Below are 21,783 nucleotides of genomic sequence, written 5' to 3'. Positions count from 1 at the left end.
CGAGCGTGGGGTCAGATCCCTTTGCCACCGGCAAAGGGATCTGACCCCTGAACACCCGCGCAGCCTCAGCCCCCACCCAGCGCGTGCACGATCTCCACCACGTCGCCCTCGGCCAGGACGTGCTCGCCATGGCGGCTGCGGCTGACGATCTCGCCGTTGACCTCGACCGCGACCCGGCGTTGCAGCAACTGCTCGGCCTGCAGCAGATCGTGGAGGGTCGCCGAGGCGGGCAGGGTACGGGGTTCGCCGTTGAGCTGGATGTTCATCGCCGCATTGTCGCCTACGGCCTGCGCGGATCGGAACCCTTGCAAATTGCCTCGGCCGCCAGCCCCGGCACAGCGTTGTCCGACGCTGCCGGGCGACAATCCATGCGGCGGCGCAGCGTGAGCAAAACGCGGCGCAGTGAAACCATTCACCGTGCGCCGGCGTACGTCCGCCGGGTCCTCAACGATATCCCCACAGGAGTTTCTTACATGCTGCTCAGCAAACGCCCGATCCGCTCCCTGATGGCGGCCGCGATCGCGCTGGCCGCGGTTCCGGCCATGGCAGGCGAATCCCCGTATTCCAAGGCCGTGTTCTTCGGCGACAGCCTGACCGATGCCGGCTATTTCCGCCCGCTGCTGCCGGCCGATGTGCGTCCGGTCACCGGCCAGTTCACCACCAACCCGGGTTGGGTGTGGTCGCAGCAGGTCGCCAACTACTATGGCCTCAATGGCGCCGCCAACGGCAACGGCCAGAGCGGTGACAACTATGCAGTCGGCGGTGCCCGCGTGTCGGTGGACGAGGCCGGTGGCCTGGGCGTGATTCCGTCGCTGAAGTCGCAAGCAACCCGCTACCTTGCCGCGAACGGTGGCAAGGCTGACGGCAACGCCCTGTACACCGTATGGGGAGGGGCCAATGATCTGTTCGCGGCCACCCGTGCGGCGGCAGGTGGCGCGTCGCAGGCCCAGGTGCAGGGCATCATCGGCGCAGCGGTCACCGACCAGATCGCGCTGGTGGGTGCGCTGAAGCAGGCCGGCGCCCAGTACGTGCTGGTACCGAACCTGCCGGATGTGGGCATCACCCCACAGTTCCGCGGCCCCAATGCCGCCGCCGCCACCGCACTGTCGGCCGGCTACAACAAGGCCCTGTACGGTGGCCTGAAGCAGGCGGGCATCGAGTTCATTCCGCTCGATACCTTCAGCATCCTGCGTGAAGTGACCGCCAACCCGGGCATGTACGGCTTCACCAACGTCACCAGCACCGCCTGCAAGATCGATCCGGCCAACTCGACGCAGAGCATCCTGACCTGCAACCCGACCAGCTACGTCAGCCCGGATGCGGCCAACACCTACCTGTTCGCCGATGGCGTGCACCCGACCACCGCCGGCCATCAGCTGCTGGGCCAGTACGCAGTCTCGGTGCTGGAAGCGCCGCGCCTGCAGCAGGTGCTGAGCCACTCGGCGCAGACCATCGGCCGCTCGCGCGCCGACCAGGTCAGCATGCACCTGGGCGGCCGTCCGGCTGACGGCCTGTCCTGGTGGGGGGGCGTGCGCGGTGACCTGCAGCGCTACGACCACGCCGACCTGTACGACGGGCTGGCCCCGGCCGGCCTGTTCGGTATCGACTGGGCACGCGACGGCATGGTGTTCGGCGGCTTCGCCGGTTTCGGTCGCCTCAACGCCGACTTCGGCAACAACCGTGGCGACTTCACCCAGAAGGACACCTCGGCCGGTCTGTTCGCTGGCTGGTACGGCGACCGCATCTGGGTGAACGGTCAGGTCAGCTACACCTGGCTGTCCTATGACGTGAACCGCAAGGTCCAGCTGGGCCCGGCCACTCGTGAGCATGGTGGTTCGCCGGACGGCAGCAACCTGACCGCCGCCCTGAACGCCGGTTACGAGTTCGGCACCGAAGGCGGCTTCCGTCACGGCCCGATCGCTTCGGTGATCTGGCAGAAGGTGAAGATCGACGGTTACACCGAAAGCGCCGCGGCCGGCACGCTGGCAACCGCGCTGGGCTACGACCGCCAGAATGTCGATTCGACCGTCGGCCGCATCGGCTGGCAGGCCCGCTTCGATGGCGGCACCCTCAAGCCGTACGCGCAGGTGACCTACGACCACGAGTTCGAGGACACCAAGCAGGCCAGCGCCTGGCTGCAGACCCTGCCGGAACTGGGCAGCTACCGCGTGCCGGGCCTGAAGTTCGACAAGAACTACGCCACCGTCGTGCTGGGTGCCCGCACCGAACTGTTCGGCCTGCAGAGCAACTTCGGCCTGAGCGCGTCGACCGGCCAGAAGCGCGCGCAGGACGCCACCCTGTTCGCCAACTTCAGCGGCACGTTCTAAGCAGCAACCGCCGGGGTCGGATCCCTTTCCGCGAGGAAAGGGCTCTGACCCCTCGCGGATGCGGTGGCCGCCATTGCGCAACACCGGGCCAACCGCATAGACTTTCACCGCGCACTGCGGGCGTAGCTCAATGGTAGAGCTGTAGCTTCCCAAGCTACTGACGTGGGTTCGATTCCCATCGCCCGCTCCATTTGTCACGTGATCTGCGCTTAAGTTGTTGATAGCGCACGTGTGAACTGGCAGAAGAACGAATGCTCAAACGACCTGTTTAGGTATCGTTCGAGGTATCGTTTTTGCCCAAGCCGCTGCTTCTTGCTCGTCCCAGTGGGCTATACGCCCGCTTTCTTGTGCCCATCGATCTGCGTGGCGCCGTCGGTTCGCGTTTCCTCGTTCGTCCTCTCCATGAGCCTGCCGGCGATAGGGCACGGCTGGTGGCCGCCTGCATGGGCGTGGCACTCTCTCAGGCATTCGAAGCGATACGCCAGGGGGACGCGGTGGATCTGAAGAAGGCACTGGAAGCGGCACGCGCTGCTGGGCGCAGGGACCTGATCATCAGAGGCATGACCCTGCGCAACGGAACACATGTTGCTGAGGCTCAGCTGGAAACACTCCAGGACGTGGAGATGCTGGAGCGGCTGATGGGCCAAGTGGCGGAGAAGGATCCGCTGGCTGCTGCGGTGGCCGGCTACCCTCCTCAGGTGCCCACGTCGGCTGCGGCCCCGTCAGGACCACTGCTCTCCGCCTGCATCGACAAGCATCTGGCCAGCTTGGGAAAGCTGGCGCCGAAGACCATCATCGAAAGTCGGCACAGCCTGCGAATTCTGTTGGGCCTTGTTGGGGACATTCCTGTCGCCACACTGGACGCTGACCACGTGCAGGCCTTCATGGACGCAGTGGAGCATTGGCCCAGAAACGCAACCAAGAACAAGTTGTATCGCGACCTAAGTGTGCCTCAGGTGCTTGCGCTGTCGAAACGCAACGCAGAGAAGCCGCCGGCCAGTGCGACGCTCAACAAGCATTGGGACAGATTGGGGGTGTTTATTTCGCACCTGCGCAAGCAGCGGCTTCTACAGCTTGACCCGATGGAGGGCGTCGCCTCACCGTCGGAACGGCGGGGAGTGGAGGAGCCGGAAACGGGTCGCCCGTTCACGCATGACGAACTGAAGGTGGTATTCGGGGCAGGTTTCTTGCGCTGGGCCTCGAAGTATCCGCACCGCTTCTGGGGGCCGATACTGGCCTCTACAGCGGCGCGCGCGTGAACGAGGTGGCGCAGCTGCGCGCAGCAGATGTGATGCATGTGGATGGGGTTGCCGGCTTCCTGGTCACAACTCGGGGAGAAGGAAACAAGGTCAAGAACACGAGCTCACTGCGGTTTGTTCCATTGGCTCAACCGGTGCTGGATGCAGGTTTCCTCCATTTCGTAGATGAGGTGCGAGCGTCCGGCGTGGATCGCCTTTTCCCGGACCTTCCCAACAGCACAGGACTGGGCTTTGGGCGTCAGCTGTCACGTCAGTTTTCGACCTACATCAAGCGGCAAGGCGTCACCGAAGAGGGCATGGGATTTCATGCCTTTAGGCATTACTTCATCACCCACACGGATCGAGCGCTGCTGGCCACCGGCATGGAGGTCAGTGCCAGGGACGTGGCCATTGGCCGCATCACCGGACATGGCAAACCGCCCAAATCGGTCTTGCGAAAAGTCTACGTGGACAACAGCGGGTTGGCCGTGCCAGCGGCAGTTCAGCCAGAGACCTTGCCTCTGCGGGTGGAGACGTTGGCGATGTTCAATCCGCCGGTGACCCTGCCGTCGCATGTGCCGGGTCAATTTGGGGAGAACTTGCAACGGGCCGCTACGGAAGCCAAGCGAATTGCGCGAGAGGCAAAAAGAAACAAAACATCCGCATGACTGCCGCGGCTGGGATGGCGTTGGCCCGGCAAGACGTGGAAGCCGATGAGGCGCGGTTTCCACTCACTTCGAAAGCAGAAGTTCAGCCTCTCGGACGCGCAGGCATACCGTCCGAGTTGCGGGTCCAGGTGGTTGAGCGAGCTGACGACGAGCACCAAGCCACGTATAGCCGCGAATTCACCGTCCAAGAAGATCTGCATGGCCCGGGCGTGAACACCCCTGGGCTGGCAGTGCTGGACTTCAACTTGAACCTACCGGTTCTCAAGGCACTCCTGTCCGAAGGTGCTCCGCGAAAGCGCGCGAAAGCAAAGCCCGAGCACGCTCCAGCCTGAGGCGGCAGGAGCAGGGCAAGAGTTTGGCTTCCGTCGGAGCTGGCCAGACGAGGCATTGGTCGGCCCGCTGCGAAGTCACAGGTGCATCAAGCAACACAGTGGCCCGAGGCAGCCTCGGCTGCGGACAGCCCGTGAACATATATTGTTATGTCATAACATTTCAAGCGGCCTCAGTTGGATTGTGCGGAAGGCCGTCACAGTCTTGAATGAAAGCGCCTGCTGGGTGCACCAATGTGAACCACGAAGGCCACAGCGCGTCGCTGACGAAGCTCCGGCGCATCGAGAATATTGGTTAACTCGATGCCGCCACGCTTGGTCTCGAGGCGAATTCGCAACTCTCATTACTCCGACAGCATCGCAATGGAGGCTATATGCGTGATCTTAGTCAATTGGAACTTGCAGAAGTGTCAGGCGGTACGAAGGGCATCAACATTCAGATTGGTTCGAGCGAAGGAAGCCACGTCAGCGGAACTCTCCACAGCTTCATGGAGACCGCGTATATGTATGGAAGGGTTGCGCCCTTCAGTGGAATCGGCGCTGCTGGTCTAATCTACCATCACCTCATGGCTCAATGATCCAGAATGCCTGATCGGGCGCCAGCGTGAATACGAGGCCGAACCTCTGAGGCACAATTCAGAATGATGTAGGCGCGTTAGCTAAGGCCCAGGCCCAATTCCGGGCCTGGGCCCTCGGGAGAAAGTTCTTGCTCAGGAGAATCGCGCACTGGAGGCCTCGCCCCATAGCGGAGAACAAGATATTCGTAGCTGCAATTGCAACTGTGGGCGCCGGTGCGGCACTTGGAGTTCTGAAATACTTCGACGTTTTTGGATCAAGAGCGATCGTCGAACTTCTCGCCTTCGCGGTTTGTGTCTGGCTACTTCCCAATGAGCCCAGGAGAGAGTGGACTTTCCGGCTTGGCGCTGCCTTGGTGGCCATGGGGATCGCTGGAGGCGCGATTTGGGTTTACGTCGTTGGAATCCCTGCAATACCACACACAAAATTCATCCCCTTTAGCGAAATTCCAATCAATTTCTATTTTCTTGGCTTGATTTCGACCTGCATCATCGGACCTCTTTTCGAGGAGAAGGTAGTGAGACACCTGCTCTTTGATGGCGTATCTCACTACTTCGGGCGCGTATTGGGAACCATCATGGTTAGCGCGGCATTTGCTGCGGTTCACGTCGACGCCGTTATCTCGTCATTCCTATTTTCGATACTGCTATGCATTTTGGCCTATCCATTCAACCTGAGCATAACCCAGCTGGCTACAGTCCACGGCACAATAAATCTCACAATAACGCAGTGGGTCATATTCTACCCGACGCTCAGGGACTACGGAATTCAGTCGTGAGCACCAGCGGACCTTCCCATGCAGCGCCGTGCGTTCAAGCCAGCGACTCGCGCAGGCAAGCACGAATGTCAACGCGGAGGAGCCTTTGATTCAAATGACCAAGCACAGTGACGCCAGCATCCTTGCTTTCGCTCTTGTAGCAGCCTTTGCTTTTTTTGTAGCTGGCTACCACGGCGGGAAATACCTCGCAAAGCAAGAAGATTCTGATAAGCGATCGGAACAGTCTCAGTAGTTTGAATTCACGATTAAAGGGGCGGGGAGTTCTACCCCGTCCCTTCTCGCATCACGCGCAATTCTGCAGAACCTCCAACAACTACCCTGTTCAATTCGCCATTTCTAGCGATAGAGAGATGCTATCTTATTGACGCCGTGATTCAATCCGAGGCAGCGGAATGCGGTCTTGCATGCTTAGCCATGGTCGCGTCGCATCATGGCAACAACATTGGACTGCGGGAACTCCGCCGCCGCCATGCCCTCTCACTTAAGGGCTCGACGCTTGCTCAAGTCATTGAAATTGGAGGCGCGCTAGGCTTTCGCTGCCGCCCGCTACGCCTGGACTTGGAGCACCTGAGCCAACTTCAACTGCCCTGCATTGCACACTGGGACCTCAACCACTTCGTTGTAATCAGCAATGTCCGTCGCAATGTCGTGACCGTTCTGGATCCCGCCTTTGGCAAACGCAAGCTTTCTCTGGATGAAGTCTCGCGCCATTTCACCGGAATTGCGCTGGAGTTGTATCCAACTGCCGAGTTCCGGGCCAGTCCTCGCCCGCCAGTCGTCTCGCTCGCGCAGCTGACGGGCAAGATCGAGGGATTCTGGCGTGCACTAAGCCTGCTGCTGCTTCTGTCCATTGCTCTTCAGGTGTTTGTTCTGATAGCACCATTCTTCATGCAATGGACCGTGGATCAGGCCCTCATTGCCCATGACAGGGACTTGCTGACCGTGCTGGGCACCGGGTTTGCCCTGGCGCTGTTGCTGCAAGTCTGCATCGGGCAAGTCCGAGGACGGGCGGTCATCTACCTGTCAAACCGGCTCAACCTGCAATGGACCGGCAACGTCTTCCGGCACCTGTTGCGTTTGCCCCTGGACTTCTTTGAGAAGCGCCATTTGGGCGATGTCACCTCACGCATGGGAAGCGTCCAGGCTATCCAGCAAACGTTGACGATCAGCTTCGTAGAGGCGCTCATTGATGGCCTCATGGCGGTGGTGACGCTGGGAATGATGCTGCTCTACAGCTGGAAGCTGGCGCTGGTTACGTTGATTGCAGTTGCTCTGTATGCAATCGCGCGTGCTTGTGCCTTCGCCCCGCTCAGGCGAGGCACAGAGAGGCAGTTGATCGCCGGGGCACGGCAGGAGAGCCACCTGCTCGAGTCCATCCGGGGGGTTCAATCGGTGAAAGTTGCTGGCCGAGAGTCCATTCGCCAGGCCGGCTACTTCAATCTCATGAACGAAACGGTCAATCACGACGTTTGGCTAGCAAAGTTTGGGCTGAGCTTCGGCGGGGCCAATCAGTTGCTGTTTGGACTGGAGCGCATTGCGGTGGTTTGGCTGGGAGCACTGCTGGCAATGGAGAACGTGTTCTCCGTGGGCATGCTGATTGCCTACATCGCCTACAAGGACCAGTTTTCACAACGAGTGGGAGCCTTGATCGACAAGTGGGTGGAGTTCCGCATGCTCCGTCTTCACGGCGAACGGCTCTCCGACATTGTTCTTACCGAACCAGAGAACCTCGCTTCCAGCACCTGCGCTCTGTCGCCGGACGGCATCCGAATTGAGGTCGAAGGGCTTGGATTCCGCTATGCCACCGGAGAGCCCTGGGTGCTGAGGAACTGTAGTTTTGTAGTGGATCCTGGTGAGTCAGTCGCCATCATCGGCCCATCTGGCTGCGGAAAGACCACGCTGATCAAGATTCTCCTCGGCCTTCTCCAGCCGACGGAAGGTGAGATCCGCATCGGAGGCGTGCCCTTGTCAAAGGTCAGCGTAAGCGAGTATCGCAGCATGATCGGCGCGGTGATGCAAGATGACCAGCTCTTCGCGGGAAGTGTCAGCGAGAACATCGCCTTCGAAGACGATCACCATGATGAATCCAGGGTGCGTGAAGCCGCAGAGTTGGCCGCTGTGCATGACGACATCGCAGCGATGCCCATGGGCTACAACAGCCTGATCGGCGACATGGGGACGACCCTCTCTGGTGGTCAGAAGCAGCGGGTGATCCTTGCACGCGCCCTGTATCGCAAGCCCCAGTTGCTATTCTTGGACGAGGCAACCAGCCATCTGGATGTTGAGCGGGAAAGGCTGGTGAATGAAGCCGTCCGACAACTTGAGCTGACCCGGGTGATCATCGCCCATCGGCCAGAGACCATCGCCAGTGCAGACCGGGTGCTGATCATGCACGCGGGCGCGGTAGCGCGCGAGTTGGTGCAGAACGCATCAAGCTCCGCGAAAGCCGCACGGGACGGCCTTGAGGAGGTCCTCGCATGAGCGGCCTCTTCCGCAAGGAAGCCATCGATGCCCAGCGACGAAGCTGGCTCGGTGGAGTGTCCTTGGCGCAACCGCTCCGTTTCTGGATTCTTGCGGTGTTCGCAGCGATGGCTGCCTCGGCCATCGTCGGCTTCCTCTACCTGGGCGAGTATTCACGCAGATCCAGGGTTATGGGCGAGCTTGTGCCTGATCTCGGGCTTTCCACCGTGGTCGCTCCGTCGGCTGGCGTGGTTGCGAGACTGGATGTCGAAGAAGGCGACCACGTCCGGCGCCAGGACGGGCTGCTGACGATCAATGTGCCGCGGGTCACCTCCACAGGGCAGGATGCCGTGTCCACGTTGCTTGACGCACAGCGCTCCCGTATGACCAGTGTGGAGGCGATGAGCGAGTTCCAGGACAGGCAGCTCGCGGCACAACAGGAGGGAGCCAAGGCCCAACGCTCGGCGATGCTGCGCGAGCTTTCGCAGATTGAGGCAGAGATCCACACCCGCGGCGAGCAGGTGCGAATTGGTCGCGAGACCCTCGCCCGATTTCGGAGCGTCGAGGATGAGCGCTACGTAAGCCTGGTTCAGATCAACCAACAAGAGCAATCGATACTCGAGGCGGTCAACGCGCAACAAGCCCTTCAACGCCAAGCGACCTCGATTCGGCGGAACCTGGCTGAACTGGAGCAGCGGCTAGCAGAAATTCCCCATCAGAGGCTCTCCGCCAAGGCGGCCTCGGAACGTGATCTGGCTGCATTGAGCCAGGAGACCGTCCGGATGGAGGCCGACGGGGAGCTGCTGCTTCGCGCACCAGTAACTGGACTGGTAGCAAATCGACTCGTCGAGGCCGGCCAGGCGGTGCAGCCGGGCCAACCCATTCTCAGTCTACTTCCCAAGGGATCCGAGCTTCGAGCACAACTGCTGGTGCCCAGCTCGGCCATTGGGTTCGTCAAATCAGGCGACCGGGTTCTCTTGCGCTATCAAGCCTATCCTTACCAGAAGTTCGGTGCCCACGAAGGAACGGTCATCCGCATCTCTCGCAGCGCGTTGACAGTATCCCAGAAGGACGGCGATGCAAGGCAGTCCTTGTATCGGGTCCTGGTCTCGTTGGACCAACAAGGAGTGCTGGCATACGGGAAGATGGAGACGCTCCGCCCAGGCATGCAGCTTGAAGCCGATATCATGGGTGAGCGTCGCAAGCTCTACGAATGGCTGCTGGAGCCTCTCTATTCTGTTACTGGGAAGCTGGGCGGTTAGCCTTTGCTTGCGACGATAACCGTACGCGTGCTCACTTGGTGGTCCCCAACCTCGGCCACTTAAGGTGTCATCTTGAGCCTCATTTGCAGGATGCAACCGACGTCCCAAGGGTGGGGGCGCAATAGCGACACGTCGTAACGGTGCTTGATGGCTCTTCCGCAATTCTGCTGGGCTTTCAGTCGTCGTTTTGAGTGTACTTATTTTAGTCTTGAGTGTACTTATTTTAGTCGAACTGCCTGGGAATTTAATTGTGCAGCCGCATGACTGGCTATTGGTTCGATTCCCATCGCCCGCTCCAATCACGCCACGCGCGTAGACAGAAGGCCGCTCATCAGCGGCCTTCTTCATTTCTGATTAGTTTCATATCCACGGCCATCCGCGCCCGGTTAGCGTTGCCGCATTTTCTACACGGGAAGCAGCGCATGGAAACGAAGGACGACGTCGTCGGCAGTATTCACGAGATCTACAAGAACTCCGGTGCCGGCACCTCCCGGTAGCTGGAAGCATTGCGTGCGCTGGGTCGCGCCGGTGGGCCGAAGGCCGCGCAACTGCTGTGGCAGATCTACAAGAGCACCTCGGCCGGCTCGGCCACGCAGACGACCTGCCTCGCGGCGCTGGGTGAATCCGCGCGCGGGTTCTGAAGCGGAACCCGCTCGCACGGTGATGCGGGCGTGTGGTGTATCCGGCGGCGGTTACTCCTTCGCCGGAATCGCCGCCGCTGGAGCCGACCACCGGCGGTGCTGGCAGCGCCGGCCAGGCATCATCCGCCCGCCACACGCCCGCGCTATGCTGCGCGCCTGCCGACCGATCCCTCCGCGATGAAGCTCGCCATCCTGTCCCGCAACAGCTCCCTGTATTCCACCCGTCGGCTGGTCGAGGCGGCGCGCGCGCGCGGCCACACCGTGCGCATCCTCGACCCGTTGCGCTGCTACATGCGCATCGCCGCCGATGGCTTTTCCATGCACTACAAGGGCCGGCCGATGACCGGCGTGGACATGGTCATTCCGCGCATCGGTGCCTCGATCACCCGCTACGGCACCGCCGTGCTGCGCCAGTTCGAACTGATGGGCGCACGCACGCCCAATCCGTCCGATGCCATCCTGCGTTCGCGAGACAAGCTGCGCGCGCACCAGCTGCTGGCGGCCAAGGGCATCGACATGCCGGTTACCGTGTTCGGCGACAACCCCGATGACACCGTCGATCTGCTGTCCATGCTTGGCCCGCCGCCGCATGTGGTGAAGCTCAATGAGGGCACCCAGGGTCGCGGCGTGATCCTGACCGAGAAGGCCAGTGCCTCGCGCGGCATTGTCGAAGCGCTGCGCGGCCTGTACGCCAACTTCCTGATGCAGGAATTCATCGGCGAGGCCAAGGGCGCCGACCTGCGCTGCTTCGTGGTGGGCGACCAGGTGGTGGCGTCGATGCAGCGGCAGGCACCGGAGGGTGACTTCCGCTCCAACCTGCACGCTGGCGGCACCGCCGTGGCGGCCAAGGCCAGTCGCGCCGAGCAGCAGGTGGCGGTGCGTTCGGCCAAGGCGCTGGGCCTGTCGGTGTGCGGCGTGGACCTGATCCGCTCCGCGCGCGGCCCGCTGGTGCTGGAGGTCAACTCCACGCCGGGGCTGGAGGGCATCGAAGCGGCCTGCGGTGTGGACGTGGCCACACGCATCATCGAACACGTAGAGAAGATCAAAAAGCCTTGATTATTCATGGGGTTGTGATTCTCATGGGTAAATGATCCGGGGCTTTAACGAGGCTTTAATCGGCCCCGGCGTAGGCTTCAGCGAACCGCAGCTCTGCCTCTCAGCAGGATCGGTATCGGGATACGACTTCAGGCCCAGGCGGGTGCACCGCCTGGGCCTTTTTTATGCCTGTCGGCTCTGTGCCCAAGGTCTCTTGTGGAGGCCGCGTGACGGTCGTAGAGTTGGCCCTTCGTTCCGGGATGGATCGGGAGGTTGGCGATGTACCGCATCATGACGATCGCGTTGCTGCTGGGCCTGTCTGGCGCTGTTGCCGCCAAGCCGGAGAAAGTCGCTGTACAGATGGACCGGCAGGGGTCGGTCGCCGAGCAGATGCGCCAGGTGGAAACCGCGCTGGCTGCCCCCGACTATGCCGAACTGTCTGCCGAGGATCGCGGCCAGGTGCAGCAGGCGCTGTCGCGTATCCGCCAGCACATGGGCGAACGCCAGACCGTGCAGGAGCTGCCGCCGCAGTTGCAGGCCGAGGTCTTTAACGAGCAGGAACGCATCAACACCCTGATGGCGCGTGGCCATGACGACAGCCGGCAGATCTGCAGGTACGAACGCACCACCGGCAGCAACATGCCCAGGAGCCGCTGCCTGACCGTGGCCGAACGGCGCCGGATCGAAGAGAAAGGCAAGGCGCTGATCAACGACCAGCGCAGCTACAACACGCTCAGCCCACCGCCCGCTGGGCGTTGACCGCACCGCCTTTCGGTCCACCGGGGTGCCTTAACGGCGTATCGGTGGCACCGCAGGGTCGGTGTTCCACTCATGGAAGAACCTGGAGGTAACAATGCAGCGCATGACCCCCTTCACCCTGATGCTGGGCCTGGCACTGGCCACCACCGCGCACGCCAAGCCCGAGAAAGGGCAGGTGAAGTTCGACGCCAACGCACCGGTGGCCGAACAGATCCGCAACGTTGAGACGGCGATCAACACCGAGGACTACAGCGAGATCGGGCTGGAAGACAAAAGCCGTGTGCAGCAGGCGCTGGGCCGTATCAAGATCAAGATGGGCGACCACGAACGGGTAGAGCAGTTGAGCCCGCAGGACCGCACCGAGATCTTCAACGACCAGGAAGTGATCAACACGATCATGACCCGCGCCCATGCCGACAGCCGCATGGTCTGCCGCCGCGAGCGCACCACCGGCAGCAACATGCCGCAGAGCGTCTGCCTGACCGTGGCCCAGCGCCGCAAGGCGCAGGAAGACAGCCGCAAGGCCCTCAACGACAACCAGCGTTTCAACAACTACAAGCCGTAACCGTGGTTGGACCGGTCGCAGGCCGCCATCGGTCACCCTGCCGTGCGTCCCTTGTGGACGCATCGGCGCAACCGTAAAGTCGAGACCCTATTCATGGACGAACATGGAGCTCGTCATGTACCGCACCACTATGCTCGCCCTGATGCTGTCGCTCGGCCTGGTGGCCACCGTGCAGGCCAAGGCGCAGAAGGACACCGTGCAGATGGATTCTTTCACCCCGGTATCCGAGCAGATCCGCCGCGTTGAAACGGCCATGGGCAGCGAGGACTACAGCGAGATCGGGCTGGAGGACAAGAGCCGCGTGCAGCAGGCGCTGAACCGGATCCGGATCAAGATGAATGGCCGCGAGAAGTTGGATGAGCTGGCCCCGCAGGAGCGCAACGACCTGTTCAACGAGCAGGAGATCGTCAACACCATCATGACCCGCGCCCAGGCCGACAGCCGCATGATCTGCCGCCGCGAGCGCCTGACCGGCAGCAACATGCCGACCAGCGTCTGCCTGACCGTGGCCCAGCGTCGCAAAGCCCAGGAAGAGAGCCGCCGGGCGCTGACCGACCAGCAGCGCATCAGCCGCTGAGCGCTCGCCCCGGGGGCGTTTGCCGGTGTCGTCCCTCCGGTACGAAATGTTAAGAATGGAACCTGTATCGTTCAGCAGGTAGACGTCGCGTCCACCCGCACAGGGGCATCCTGAGCAGGTGGGCCTGGCCCCCCGACGACCCTTCAAGAACCAGAGGTCCCAGTGCGCATTCTCGTAATCGAAGACAACAGCGACATCGCCGCCAACCTTGGCGACTACCTTGAGGATCGTGGCCACACCGTGGACTTCGCCGCCGACGGCGTGACCGGCCTGCACCTGGCGGTGGTCCACGAGTTCGACGCCATCGTTCTGGACCTGAACCTGCCGGGCATGGACGGCATTGAAGTCTGCCGCAAGCTGCGCAACGAAGCGCGCAAGCAGACCCCCGTACTGATGCTGACCGCCCGCGACTCGCTGGACAACAAGCTGGCCGGTTTCGATTCCGGCGCCGACGACTACCTGATCAAGCCGTTCGCGCTGCAGGAAGTGGAAGTGCGCTTGAACGCTTTGTCGCGCCGCGGCAAGGGCGTGCAGACCCGCGTGCTGGAAACCGGCGATCTGGAATACAACCTGGACACGCTGGAAGTGCGTCGCCAGGGCAAGCTGCTGCAGCTCAACCCGACCGCGCTGAAGATCCTGCAGGCCCTGATGGAGGCCGCGCCGGCCGTGGTTACCCGCCAGGAACTGGAGACCCGCGTCTGGGGCGAAGAGCTGCCCGATTCGGATTCGCTGCGTGTCCACATCCACGGCCTGCGTGCGGTGGTCGACAAGCCGTTTGAAGTGCCGCTGATCCAGACCCGCCATGGCATCGGATACCGCATCGCTACCCCGGAAGCCTGATTCCGTGGCAACCAAGGGGGAGCGCCGGCGTTCGCCGTATCGGCGGCGCCTGCGCAGCCGCATCATCGTCTCGTTCGTGTTGTTGGGCTTCTGCCTGACAACACTGTTCGCGTTCGCCACCAACTGGGCCCGCATGCGCGTGGAAAACCAGCTGGTGGAAGACGTGATGAACCGCAACATCAACGAGTACGTGCGGCGGTTCTACGAGAGCCCGGATCGCAACCCCGACCTGCCCGTGCAGCAGATGCGTGCGCGCCTGATCAAGCCTGACAAGTTCGAGGCGCTGCGCGAGGAAGAGCCGGACTGGTACGAGTTCAAGGATGGCCTGTACAACATGGGCGGCGTGGATGAGCGCGGCCAGCGCTATTCGTACAAGCTGGCCGTGCGCAAGACGCCCGACGCCTGGGCATTCCTGGCTTACGACATGACCGACAGCGTGCGTGGCGGGCAGCAGCTCAACCGCGCGCTGGTGCTGTCGGTGCTGGTGTTCAGCCTGTTGTCGCTGGTGCTGGGCTGGTGGTCGGCGTCGAAGGTGATGAAGCCGGTCTCGGACCTGGCCGCGCGGCTGCGTGCCTATCGCGGCGGCACGAGCGAGCCCGAGCCGCTGGCACCACGTTTCCCCGATGACGAAGTGGGGCAACTGGCGCAGGCGCTGGATGACTATTCGTCGCGGCTGACCGAAGTGGTGCAGCGCGACCGTGAGTTCAATGCCGACGTCAGCCACGAGCTGCGCACGCCGCTGGCGGTGATCCGTGGCGCCACCGAACTGCTGCTGACCCGGCCCGGCCTGGATGAGAAGGTGCTGCAGCGTCTGCAGCGCATCCAGCGCGCCGAACAACAGTGCAGCGACCTGATCGGCGCACTGCTGCTGCTGTCGCGCAACGAACGCGGGCAGGGCACCAGCAACGTCGCCCGCGTAGCCGAACAGCTGCTGGACGCCCACCGTGCACAGCTGGGCGGCAAGCCATTGGAACTGGCACTGGAAGGCGAGCGCAACCTGGTGATCGATGCGCCGGAAGCCGCGTTGTCGGTGGCGCTGGGCAACCTGATCGGCAACGCGGTGAAGTACTCGCAGGATGGCGAAGTGCGCGTCTTTGTCGGCAGTAATTCGGTGTCGGTGACCGACAGCGGACCGGGGCTGAGCGAAGAGGATGCCGCCAAGCTGTTCCAGCGCGGCTATCGCGGCACGCATGCCGGCCATTCGCAGGGCGGTGGCATCGGCCTGTCGATCGTCAGCCGCCTGTGCGATCTGTATGGCTGGCAGGTGAGCGTGCGCCCCGGTGGCGAGCGCGGCGTGATCGCCACCCTGACATTCTCGCCGAAGCCGTTGTAAGGGCCTCTGCTTTGGTGGGTGCCGACCTTGGTCGGCACGAATCCGGCCGGCGCCGTATAGCGCCCAGTGTCGCTTGTGCCACCGAATCCCCCTCGCAGGAACCCAGGGCCAGAAGCCCAACACGACATCACCGTGATCGCCGCCACGCCGCGTGCGTGTCCGCATGCACGCATTCGTACCCTCAACTGCGGCTTGAGAATTTCCTTACAGATCACAGCGCTACGTGATGGCCAGATGGAGCGGCCGGGGCAGGTGCCCTGGCCGGGATTGGCGTCCTGAAAAAAACCTTCAACTCAAGCGCTCCGGGTGTGCTGCGGCTCATCATGGAAAATGCATCGGCTGCCTTGTTTCGGCGGATGGTGCGTGGGGATTCATCAGAATCCGCTGGAGTCTTTTTCCTCGCGCTTGAGTTGTTGGGTCTCCGGTACGCCAACCCGCACCGTCCGCCACCTTGCATCCGCAGGTGGCTCGTCGTCTGCGAGGAGATTCACTATGTCCGCACGCCCCTTGTTCCCCCAGCTGCACGCCCTGATCGGCGAAGCCGCCGACCTGCTGCCGGCCGACGTCGCCGAGCGCGTCGAAACCCTGCTCGATGATCCCAAGGATCTGCTGCCCACGCTGCTGGCCCGCATGGACGGGCGCGATGCAGCCGACGGCCGACGGCTGGAAGCGGAGGGCCTGAGCCCGGCACAGGCGGCCACCATGGCCGGCCTCAGTCGCACCCTGGCCGGCTTGAATGCACTCATGCAGGTGCTGCACGCCGCCGAGGCGGCCCGCGAGCAGGGTGGTGCGCACCAGCAGCTCAGCCCGGATGTCGTAGATGGATTGCTGCTTGGCGCACGAGAACTGGCCCGCTATGCCCGCCTGCAGCTGGAGTAGATCCACGCCATGCGTGGATGCAGAACACTTTGTAGAGCCGAGCCCATGCTCGGCTTGATGATCGCAGCCGAGCATGGGCTCGGCTCCACAGCAGTTCCACGCTGGCGCCGGGTAGATCCACGCCATGCGTGGATGCTGTTCGGTAGTGCCGGCCGCTGGCCGGTAGCCAGGCCTCAGCCCCCAGCCAACCCCAGATACCGCGCATGCAGCGCTTCCACCTGCGCCTGCAGGTCCCCCGGGTGACCATCGCTGACCACCACATCATTGGCCGATGCCGACTCCCGCGCGCGGCCGGCCTGGGGGACGATGATGTGGTAGGTATAGGGCTAAGAGGGGCTAGAAACGCGAGACTTTTATTGCTTGCAAGAAGGCCGTTGCTACATGTGGCTGAGCTGGTAAAAGTACGTTGATTGCAATGCGCGCATGCTCAATTGCATCATTCTGGTGTTCATACGGTTTGCCGTTCTATTTGTGGAATTTGCCAATCATCGGTGGAAGTGATGCATCTCGGGATTGAAGTAAAGTTGATGGCTTCCGTAGCTAGTTGTGCGAGCTATGGCCTGGTGACGCAATTCTCGCGGGAAGTGAATGAGCTGGACGCGGCGGATATTCTGATCAGGAAAGTCATTGAATGTCGCGGAGCGGCAACCCTGGCTGAGTCGACCCATCAGGCTCCTGAGATCATCGTGCGAGTTCGGGTAGGCGAGGGGGATAGGGCGTGTCTAAATCTCTCTTCCGCAACCCTTGAAAAGATGGCATCTATATCTGCCTCATTAAGTTTTGATCCCGAGTTGACTGGAGACGGCGGCGCAGATGGTTTGGAATTGGAGGAGGAATGTGCTCCATCGACGCGACCTGAGCTGGTTGTCGTTCTCGTTGGTGACTCTCCTGTAAGTGGTGAAGAAGTCATCCTTTCCAGAGTCGAGCGCCAGCAATATGGAACTGGCGACATCCAAGGGGGAGTTCATGAAGCGTTGCAGCGCGGCCTTGAGAAGGTGGGAGGAGAGGCGAAGGTGTGGGCGCTGGAGGTGGGAGTACGCCTATCGAGTCAGCGCGGGGTGTGGCCGGGTTTCAATCTTTCTTGTGACGTGATCAGACTGATGGCGTCTAGTGGAGTCTCATTGGATTTCGATCCGTATGTCTAGCTCGGTCCTGTTGGTGGCCGACAATGGAGATCCGAATCGGCCGCCCCGTATGGCGCTATCCGAAGCATGCTTGAGCTCGAAGCCCGCTCTGATCTCGTCGACATTCATGGACTTTCCTGAGTGCTTCCTATGAACTACCCACATGGGGAAAAGGTGCTACTTGGCGACACCGTTGATCTTGGTGGCGGAACGCGCGGGATCGTGGTTGCCGTGATCGATGATGAGTCTTATGCAGTTGGCTTTTCCGCGGAAGAGTGGCGGTACCTCGGACGAGGTGCGTTGTTGCGAGCGCCTGGATTCGGTCTGCTGCACTGTGCAGACGCTGAGTACGACTTCACTTTGATCGACCGAGGGCGATCAGGAATTCTTGAGCCGTAGAGCTGAGGGGCTTGATTCATCCACCAAGAGATTGGCGTTCTTCGCGCCCATAGCAGAGTCTTTGGTGCGCACACAGGAAGATAGATGGTTGCCGTGCGTCTTTTCGGATGTCTCGTAGGTGTGCTGATGGTCGTCTATGGCGTGGCGGTCATGGACGATGCATTGATTGGGACAGGTCCTTGCCGAGCGAACTGCGGTCTGTATAGCGCCTTGATTCGTTTGTTCGGGCAATCGGTCTATAACAAGTTGATGGGCTTTTCCTGGGTTGTTGCGGGGGTGATGTTCATTTTTGTTTCCATTGTGGTTTGGCGCGGAAAAGGATCTGCGGAAAGGCGTAGGCGGAAAAAGGGACGCCGAGGCCGATCGAGATGAGTGGATGAAATATCTCAGGAGATCCAAGTTGTGTGTGAAAGCGCTTCCGCGCAATGCGGACGGCTCAGCCCCCAGCCAAATCCAAATAGCGCTCATGCAGCGCTTCCACCTGCGCCTGCAGGTCTTCCGGGTGGCCATCGTTGACCACCACATCATCGGCCAGTGCCAACCGCTGCGTGCGGCTGGCCTGGGCGGCGATCATCTGGTCGGCCAGCGCGGCGTCGATGCCGTCGCGCTGCATCAGCCGGGCGTGCTGCACGGCTTCGGGCGCATCCACCAGCAGCACCCGGTCCAGCCACGGGTAGGCGGTCCGCCCACCGACCTCGGTCAGCAGCGGAATTGCGGCAATCGCATAGGGGCTGGCGGCCTGCTCGCACTGCTGTTGCATCAGCAGGCGGATGGCCGGGTGGGTGATCGCTTCCAGTGCCGCCCGTTCGGCCGGATCGGCGAATACGTGGGCACGCAAGCGCGCCCGGTCAAGGCTGCCGTCCGTCAGCAGCATGTCGGCGCCGAAGCGCTCGGCGATGCGGCCCAGTGCAGGGCTGCCGACAGCAACCACCGCGCGGGCGGCCAGATCGGCGTCGGCCACCACGATGCCCAGCGCCTCGAAGCGCCGGGTCACCTCGCTCTTGCCGGCGGCAATGCCGCCGGTCAGGCCCACCACATACCGGCTCATGGGGATTCCCCTCAGCGCAGTCCGCTCAACACCAGGTACTGCTCCACCACGGGCGCGCCCCACATGAAGTACAGCCAGCCTGCGATGGCCAGGTAGGGGCCGAACGGAATGGGCGTGGCGCGGTCACGGCCCCGGGTGTACAGCCAGATCGAACCGATGATGGCACCCAGCACCGACGACAGCAGGATGATCGGCAGGATGCCTTTCAGCCCGCACCAGGCGCCGAGGGCGGCCAGCAGCTTGAAATCGCCGTGACCCATGCCTTCCTTGCCGGTCAGCTGCTTGAACAGCCACCAGACCATCCACAGCGACAGGTAACCCACCGCCGCGCCGACCAATGCAGGCTTGGCCGGCATGTAGAGGTTGTCGATGTTGCCTATCAGGCCCAGCCACATCAGGGGTAGGGTCAGCTGGTCGGGCAGCAGCTGGGTGCGCAGGTCGATGCCGGACAGGGCGATCAGGAAGCAGGTCAGCACGATGGCGCCGAAGCCCTGCCAGCCGAAGCCGAACTGCCAGACGCAGGCCAGCACCAGCACCGAGGTCAGGGCCTCGACCAGCGGATACTGCAGCGAGATCGGCGCCTTGCAGTGGCGGCACTTGCCGCCCTGGATGAGCCAGCTGAACAGCGGGATGTTCTCGTACCAGCTCAGCTTGTGCTTGCAGTGCGGGCAGTGCGAGGGCTCGACCACGATCCCCGGTGGTGGGGGCTCGTAGAAGTCCGGTTCCTCCAGGACCTCGCGCGCATCGCGCTTCCACTGCCACTCCAGCCGCTTGGGCAGGCGCAGGATGACGACGTTGAGGAAACTGCCCAGCAGCAGCCCCAGGGCGGCCGCGGCGGGGTAGCCGAGGCCGGGATGCTGGTCGAGAAATGCCATTCAGTAATTATCCGACAACGGCGGCAAGTTTGAAGATGGGCAGGTACATGCCGATGACCATGCTGCCGACAATGGTACCAATGATCACCATAATCACAGGCTCCAGAAGGCTGCTCAACGCGTCAACGGCGTTGTTGACCTCCTGCTCATAGTACTCGGCCACCTTGAACAGCATGGCGTCCAGGGCGCCGGCCTCTTCGCCGATGCCGGTCATCTGGATGACCATGTGCGGGAACAGGGCGGTCTGTTTCATGGCCATGTTGACCGGATATCCGACCGACACGTCGTCGCGCATGCGCAATACGGCATGCTCATAAACCGTATTGCCGGTGGCGCCGGCCACGATGCCCAGAGCTTCCACCAGCGGCACGCCGGCCTTGAAGGTTACGGCGGTCGTGCGGGCAAAGCGGGCGATCGAGCTGTTGTGCATGATCTGCCCGATGACCGGTAGCTTCAGGACCAGCCGATCCATGCCGTGTTGCATGCGCGGAGAGCGCTTGTAGGCGGCGAAGAAGCCGCCAATCGCCCCTATGCTGATCAGCAGAATCAGCCACCACCAAGAAACCATGAAGCGGGAAAGGTTAACGATCATCTGGGTGAACGCAGGCAGATCCGCGCCGAAGCCTTTGAACACATCCTCGAACTGCGGTACCACCCAGACCAGTAGGATGCCGCTGACGATAAGTGCAACTGCCAGCACCATGACCGGGTAGAACAAGGCCTTTTTTATCTTGCCCTTCAGAGCTTCGATGTTCTCCTTGTAGGTCGCCACGGTGTCCAACACCGTCTCTAGCACGCCAGCGCCTTCGCCCGCACGCACCAGATTTCGGTACAGCTCGTCGAACTGTACAGGGTGGCGGCTGATCGCTTCGTACAGCGAAGAGCCGCCTTCAATGTCGGTCTTGACAGTTTCAACCAGCTTCTTCATCCGCGGGTTCTTGTGACCGCTGCCGATGATGTCCAAGGCGCCGACAATTGGTACCCCCGACTTCATCATGGTGGCCATCTGCCGGCTGAAGAAGGCGATGTCTTTCGGAGTTACCTTGCTACCCGCTGCACCGAAGAGCGGCTTGGGCTTTGGCTTGACCGTGCCAGGATTAATGCCTTGGCGGCGCAGCTCGGCCCGAAGCAGGTTCGCGTTCTTCGCGGTCTGCTCACCCTTCATCTTCACGCCCCGCTTGTCGGTCCCCTCCCAGACAAACGGTTGCAGTTCCGTGGTGCTGCGCGCCACGGGCTCCTTCTTGATCGTACTGCGACTGACAGACATATCGGCTCCCCAAGACCCGCCATCCCCAGGCGGGCGTCTAGCCGTCGATGGTAGCGGGTTCATGCCCGTCTGGGCAGTTGCCAAGGGGCCCATGATGCGAATTCGTGCTAGGCGCCGACCAAAGGTGACGCACTGCGTCACATTGCCGCGTCCATCGCAGATTCGCATGCGGGGGGTTCCCATCCGTGAAATAGCTGCCATCATGGGCGCGGGGAAATCCAGGGGGAGGCGTGCCGGGGTTGGCACGCAACCTGCGTTGATCCACCCGCAGGGGGCAGGACCCGCTCAGCTGGCCGCCGGCCAGACCGATCCTGTGCTCTGAAATCAACCACCACTTATCTTGGGGATGTACCAAAATGAAGAACCAGAAGGGCTTCACCCTTATCGAACTGATGATCGTCGTTGCGATCATCGCCATCCTGGCCGCCATCGCCCTGCCGATGTACCAGGACTACGTTGCCAAGTCGCAGGTCGGTGCCGGCCTGGCTGAGATCACCCCCGGCAAGACCAACGCCGAGACGCTGATCAACGAAGGTCTGGCTGCTGACGTCACGGATGTGACCAAGATCGGCCTCACTGCTTCGACCACCCGTTGCGCGATTACTACGAATATTGAGACCAGTGGCGCTGCGACCATCACCTGCACGCTCAAGGGTAATCCGAAGATCAATAACGGTACCGTGGTGTGGACTCGCGCTGCTGCCGCAGGCACCTGGGCATGCAGCACCACTGGTGGCGCCGCAGATGACAAGTACAAGCCGAAGGGCTGCTAATCCCATCTGGATTGGCTGAAGAAGGCCCCG

General features: G+C 62.0%; 18 protein-coding genes, 1 tRNA gene and 1 pseudogene. 16 read left to right on the top strand and 4 right to left on the bottom strand.

From position 1 onward, the window contains the following. Positions 1–65: 65 nt before the first annotated feature. Complete coding sequence (gene thiS, locus ACM0PB_RS18835) at positions 66–266, bottom strand: sulfur carrier protein ThiS (RefSeq protein WP_005418796.1); 201 nt, start codon at positions 264–266, stop codon at positions 66–68. Positions 267–473: 207 nt separating this feature from the next. Here thiS and ACM0PB_RS18830 point away from each other — a divergent pair, with 207 nt between their 5' ends. From ACM0PB_RS18830 to ACM0PB_RS18760, 15 genes and pseudogenes are all read left to right on the top strand, one after another. Next, positions 474–2,327 carry an autotransporter domain-containing esterase gene (locus ACM0PB_RS18830; protein WP_053501089.1) on the top strand — a complete coding sequence of 618 codons (1,854 nt, stop codon included), beginning with the start codon at positions 474–476 and terminating at the stop codon, positions 2,325–2,327. Positions 2,328–2,443: 116 nt separating this feature from the next. Then, positions 2,444–2,517, top strand: a tRNA-Gly gene (locus ACM0PB_RS18825). Between the two features lie 253 nt (positions 2,518–2,770). Next, positions 2,771–4,233, top strand: a pseudogene (locus ACM0PB_RS18820) (site-specific integrase). A 1,035-nt stretch (positions 4,234–5,268) separates the two neighbouring features. Continuing rightward, positions 5,269–5,916, top strand: a complete 648-nt coding sequence (locus tag ACM0PB_RS18815) for a CPBP family intramembrane glutamic endopeptidase (RefSeq protein ID WP_235649152.1) — start codon at positions 5,269–5,271, stop codon at positions 5,914–5,916. Positions 5,917–6,276: 360 nt separating this feature from the next. Further along, a complete protein-coding gene (locus tag ACM0PB_RS18810) occupies positions 6,277–8,397 on the top strand; it encodes a peptidase domain-containing ABC transporter (protein WP_414604754.1) in 2,121 nt (706 codons plus the stop codon). Then, on the top strand, positions 8,394–9,638 hold the full coding sequence (locus tag ACM0PB_RS18805; RefSeq protein ID WP_111174855.1) for an HlyD family secretion protein: 1,245 nt from the start codon (positions 8,394–8,396) through the stop codon (positions 9,636–9,638). The genes ACM0PB_RS18810 and ACM0PB_RS18805 overlap by 4 nt, the downstream gene beginning before the upstream one ends. 506 nt (positions 9,639–10,144) lie before the next feature. After that, entirely contained in the window at positions 10,145–10,279 is a 135-nt protein-coding gene (locus ACM0PB_RS18800) for a hypothetical protein (RefSeq protein WP_275585215.1), read from the top strand. A gap of 177 nt (positions 10,280–10,456) precedes the next feature. Next, positions 10,457–11,335 (top strand): 30S ribosomal protein S6--L-glutamate ligase, encoded by an 879-nt coding sequence (gene rimK / locus ACM0PB_RS18795; RefSeq protein WP_005418651.1) that lies wholly within the window; start codon positions 10,457–10,459, stop codon positions 11,333–11,335. A 258-nt stretch (positions 11,336–11,593) separates the two neighbouring features. Further along, on the top strand, positions 11,594–12,073 hold the full coding sequence (locus tag ACM0PB_RS18790; protein WP_005418649.1) for a hypothetical protein: 480 nt from the start codon (positions 11,594–11,596) through the stop codon (positions 12,071–12,073). Positions 12,074–12,167: 94 nt separating this feature from the next. Further along, entirely contained in the window at positions 12,168–12,638 is a 471-nt protein-coding gene (locus tag ACM0PB_RS18785; RefSeq protein WP_065178937.1) for a hypothetical protein, read from the top strand. 115 nt (positions 12,639–12,753) lie between these two features. Further along, positions 12,754–13,215 (top strand): hypothetical protein, encoded by a 462-nt coding sequence (locus ACM0PB_RS18780; RefSeq protein WP_065178936.1) that lies wholly within the window; start codon positions 12,754–12,756, stop codon positions 13,213–13,215. A gap of 162 nt (positions 13,216–13,377) precedes the next feature. Next, positions 13,378–14,055 (top strand): response regulator transcription factor, encoded by a 678-nt coding sequence (locus tag ACM0PB_RS18775; RefSeq protein ID WP_005410804.1) that lies wholly within the window; start codon positions 13,378–13,380, stop codon positions 14,053–14,055. Continuing rightward, positions 14,018–15,388: a sensor histidine kinase gene (locus ACM0PB_RS18770; protein WP_053499207.1), complete on the top strand. Its 1,371-nt coding sequence runs from the start codon at positions 14,018–14,020 to the stop codon at positions 15,386–15,388. Before ACM0PB_RS18775 ends, ACM0PB_RS18770 begins: the two co-directional genes overlap by 38 nt. A gap of 492 nt (positions 15,389–15,880) precedes the next feature. Beyond that, positions 15,881–16,267 (top strand): hypothetical protein, encoded by a 387-nt coding sequence (locus ACM0PB_RS18765; protein WP_065185266.1) that lies wholly within the window; start codon positions 15,881–15,883, stop codon positions 16,265–16,267. A 527-nt stretch (positions 16,268–16,794) separates the two neighbouring features. Beyond that, the gene (locus tag ACM0PB_RS18760; RefSeq protein WP_447907456.1) at positions 16,795–17,412 is read left to right on the top strand and encodes a hypothetical protein; all 618 of its coding nucleotides are present in this window, start codon (positions 16,795–16,797) and stop codon (positions 17,410–17,412) included. 814 nt (positions 17,413–18,226) lie between these two features. Here ACM0PB_RS18760 and coaE read toward each other — a convergent pair. Genes coaE through ACM0PB_RS18745 form a run of 3 tightly spaced genes read right to left on the bottom strand, consistent with a single transcriptional unit; the run spans position 18,227 to position 20,980 of the window. Then, positions 18,227–18,838: a dephospho-CoA kinase gene (gene coaE / locus ACM0PB_RS18755; RefSeq protein ID WP_065185264.1), complete on the bottom strand. Its 612-nt coding sequence runs from the start codon at positions 18,836–18,838 to the stop codon at positions 18,227–18,229. 11 nt (positions 18,839–18,849) lie between these two features. Next, positions 18,850–19,713, bottom strand: a complete 864-nt coding sequence (locus ACM0PB_RS18750) for a prepilin peptidase (RefSeq protein WP_065185263.1) — start codon at positions 19,711–19,713, stop codon at positions 18,850–18,852. A 7-nt stretch (positions 19,714–19,720) separates the two neighbouring features. Further along, positions 19,721–20,980, bottom strand: a complete 1,260-nt coding sequence (locus ACM0PB_RS18745) for a type II secretion system F family protein (protein WP_061479295.1) — start codon at positions 20,978–20,980, stop codon at positions 19,721–19,723. Positions 20,981–21,336: 356 nt separating this feature from the next. Here ACM0PB_RS18745 and ACM0PB_RS18740 point away from each other — a divergent pair, with 356 nt between their 5' ends. Beyond that, positions 21,337–21,753: a pilin gene (locus ACM0PB_RS18740; protein WP_061479294.1), complete on the top strand. Its 417-nt coding sequence runs from the start codon at positions 21,337–21,339 to the stop codon at positions 21,751–21,753. Positions 21,754–21,783 lie beyond the last annotated feature (30 nt).

This window comes from Stenotrophomonas sp. AR029, from assembly GCF_047520695.2.
Taxonomy (GTDB): Bacteria; Pseudomonadota; Gammaproteobacteria; order Xanthomonadales; family Xanthomonadaceae; genus Stenotrophomonas; species Stenotrophomonas sepilia.
The sequence above is the reverse complement of the archived record's forward strand: the minus strand, read 5'-3'. Positions and strand labels throughout refer to the sequence as shown.

Bases quoted from the DNA above. Each gene is read 5' to 3' on its own strand.
- rimK (WP_005418651.1), top strand. From the start codon at position 10,457: ATGAAGCTCGCCATCCTGTCCCGCAACAGCTCCCTGTATTCCACCCGT.
- ACM0PB_RS18745 (WP_061479295.1), bottom strand. From the start codon at position 20,980: ATGTCTGTCAGTCGCAGTACGATCAAGAAGGAGCCCGTGGCGCGCAGC.
- ACM0PB_RS18760 (WP_447907456.1), top strand. From the start codon at position 16,795: ATGGCTTCCGTAGCTAGTTGTGCGAGCTATGGCCTGGTGACGCAATTC.
- ACM0PB_RS18785 (WP_065178937.1), top strand. From the start codon at position 12,168: ATGCAGCGCATGACCCCCTTCACCCTGATGCTGGGCCTGGCACTGGCC.
- ACM0PB_RS18765 (WP_065185266.1), top strand. From the start codon at position 15,881: ATGTCCGCACGCCCCTTGTTCCCCCAGCTGCACGCCCTGATCGGCGAA.
- ACM0PB_RS18830 (WP_053501089.1), top strand. From the start codon at position 474: ATGCTGCTCAGCAAACGCCCGATCCGCTCCCTGATGGCGGCCGCGATC.
- ACM0PB_RS18780 (WP_065178936.1), top strand. From the start codon at position 12,754: ATGTACCGCACCACTATGCTCGCCCTGATGCTGTCGCTCGGCCTGGTG.
- ACM0PB_RS18750 (WP_065185263.1), bottom strand. From the start codon at position 19,713: ATGGCATTTCTCGACCAGCATCCCGGCCTCGGCTACCCCGCCGCGGCC.
- ACM0PB_RS18770 (WP_053499207.1), top strand. From the start codon at position 14,018: ATGGCATCGGATACCGCATCGCTACCCCGGAAGCCTGATTCCGTGGCA.
- ACM0PB_RS18790 (WP_005418649.1), top strand. From the start codon at position 11,594: ATGTACCGCATCATGACGATCGCGTTGCTGCTGGGCCTGTCTGGCGCT.
- thiS (WP_005418796.1), bottom strand. From the start codon at position 266: ATGAACATCCAGCTCAACGGCGAACCCCGTACCCTGCCCGCCTCGGCG.
- ACM0PB_RS18805 (WP_111174855.1), top strand. From the start codon at position 8,394: ATGAGCGGCCTCTTCCGCAAGGAAGCCATCGATGCCCAGCGACGAAGC.
- ACM0PB_RS18740 (WP_061479294.1), top strand. From the start codon at position 21,337: ATGAAGAACCAGAAGGGCTTCACCCTTATCGAACTGATGATCGTCGTT.
- coaE (WP_065185264.1), bottom strand. From the start codon at position 18,838: ATGAGCCGGTATGTGGTGGGCCTGACCGGCGGCATTGCCGCCGGCAAG.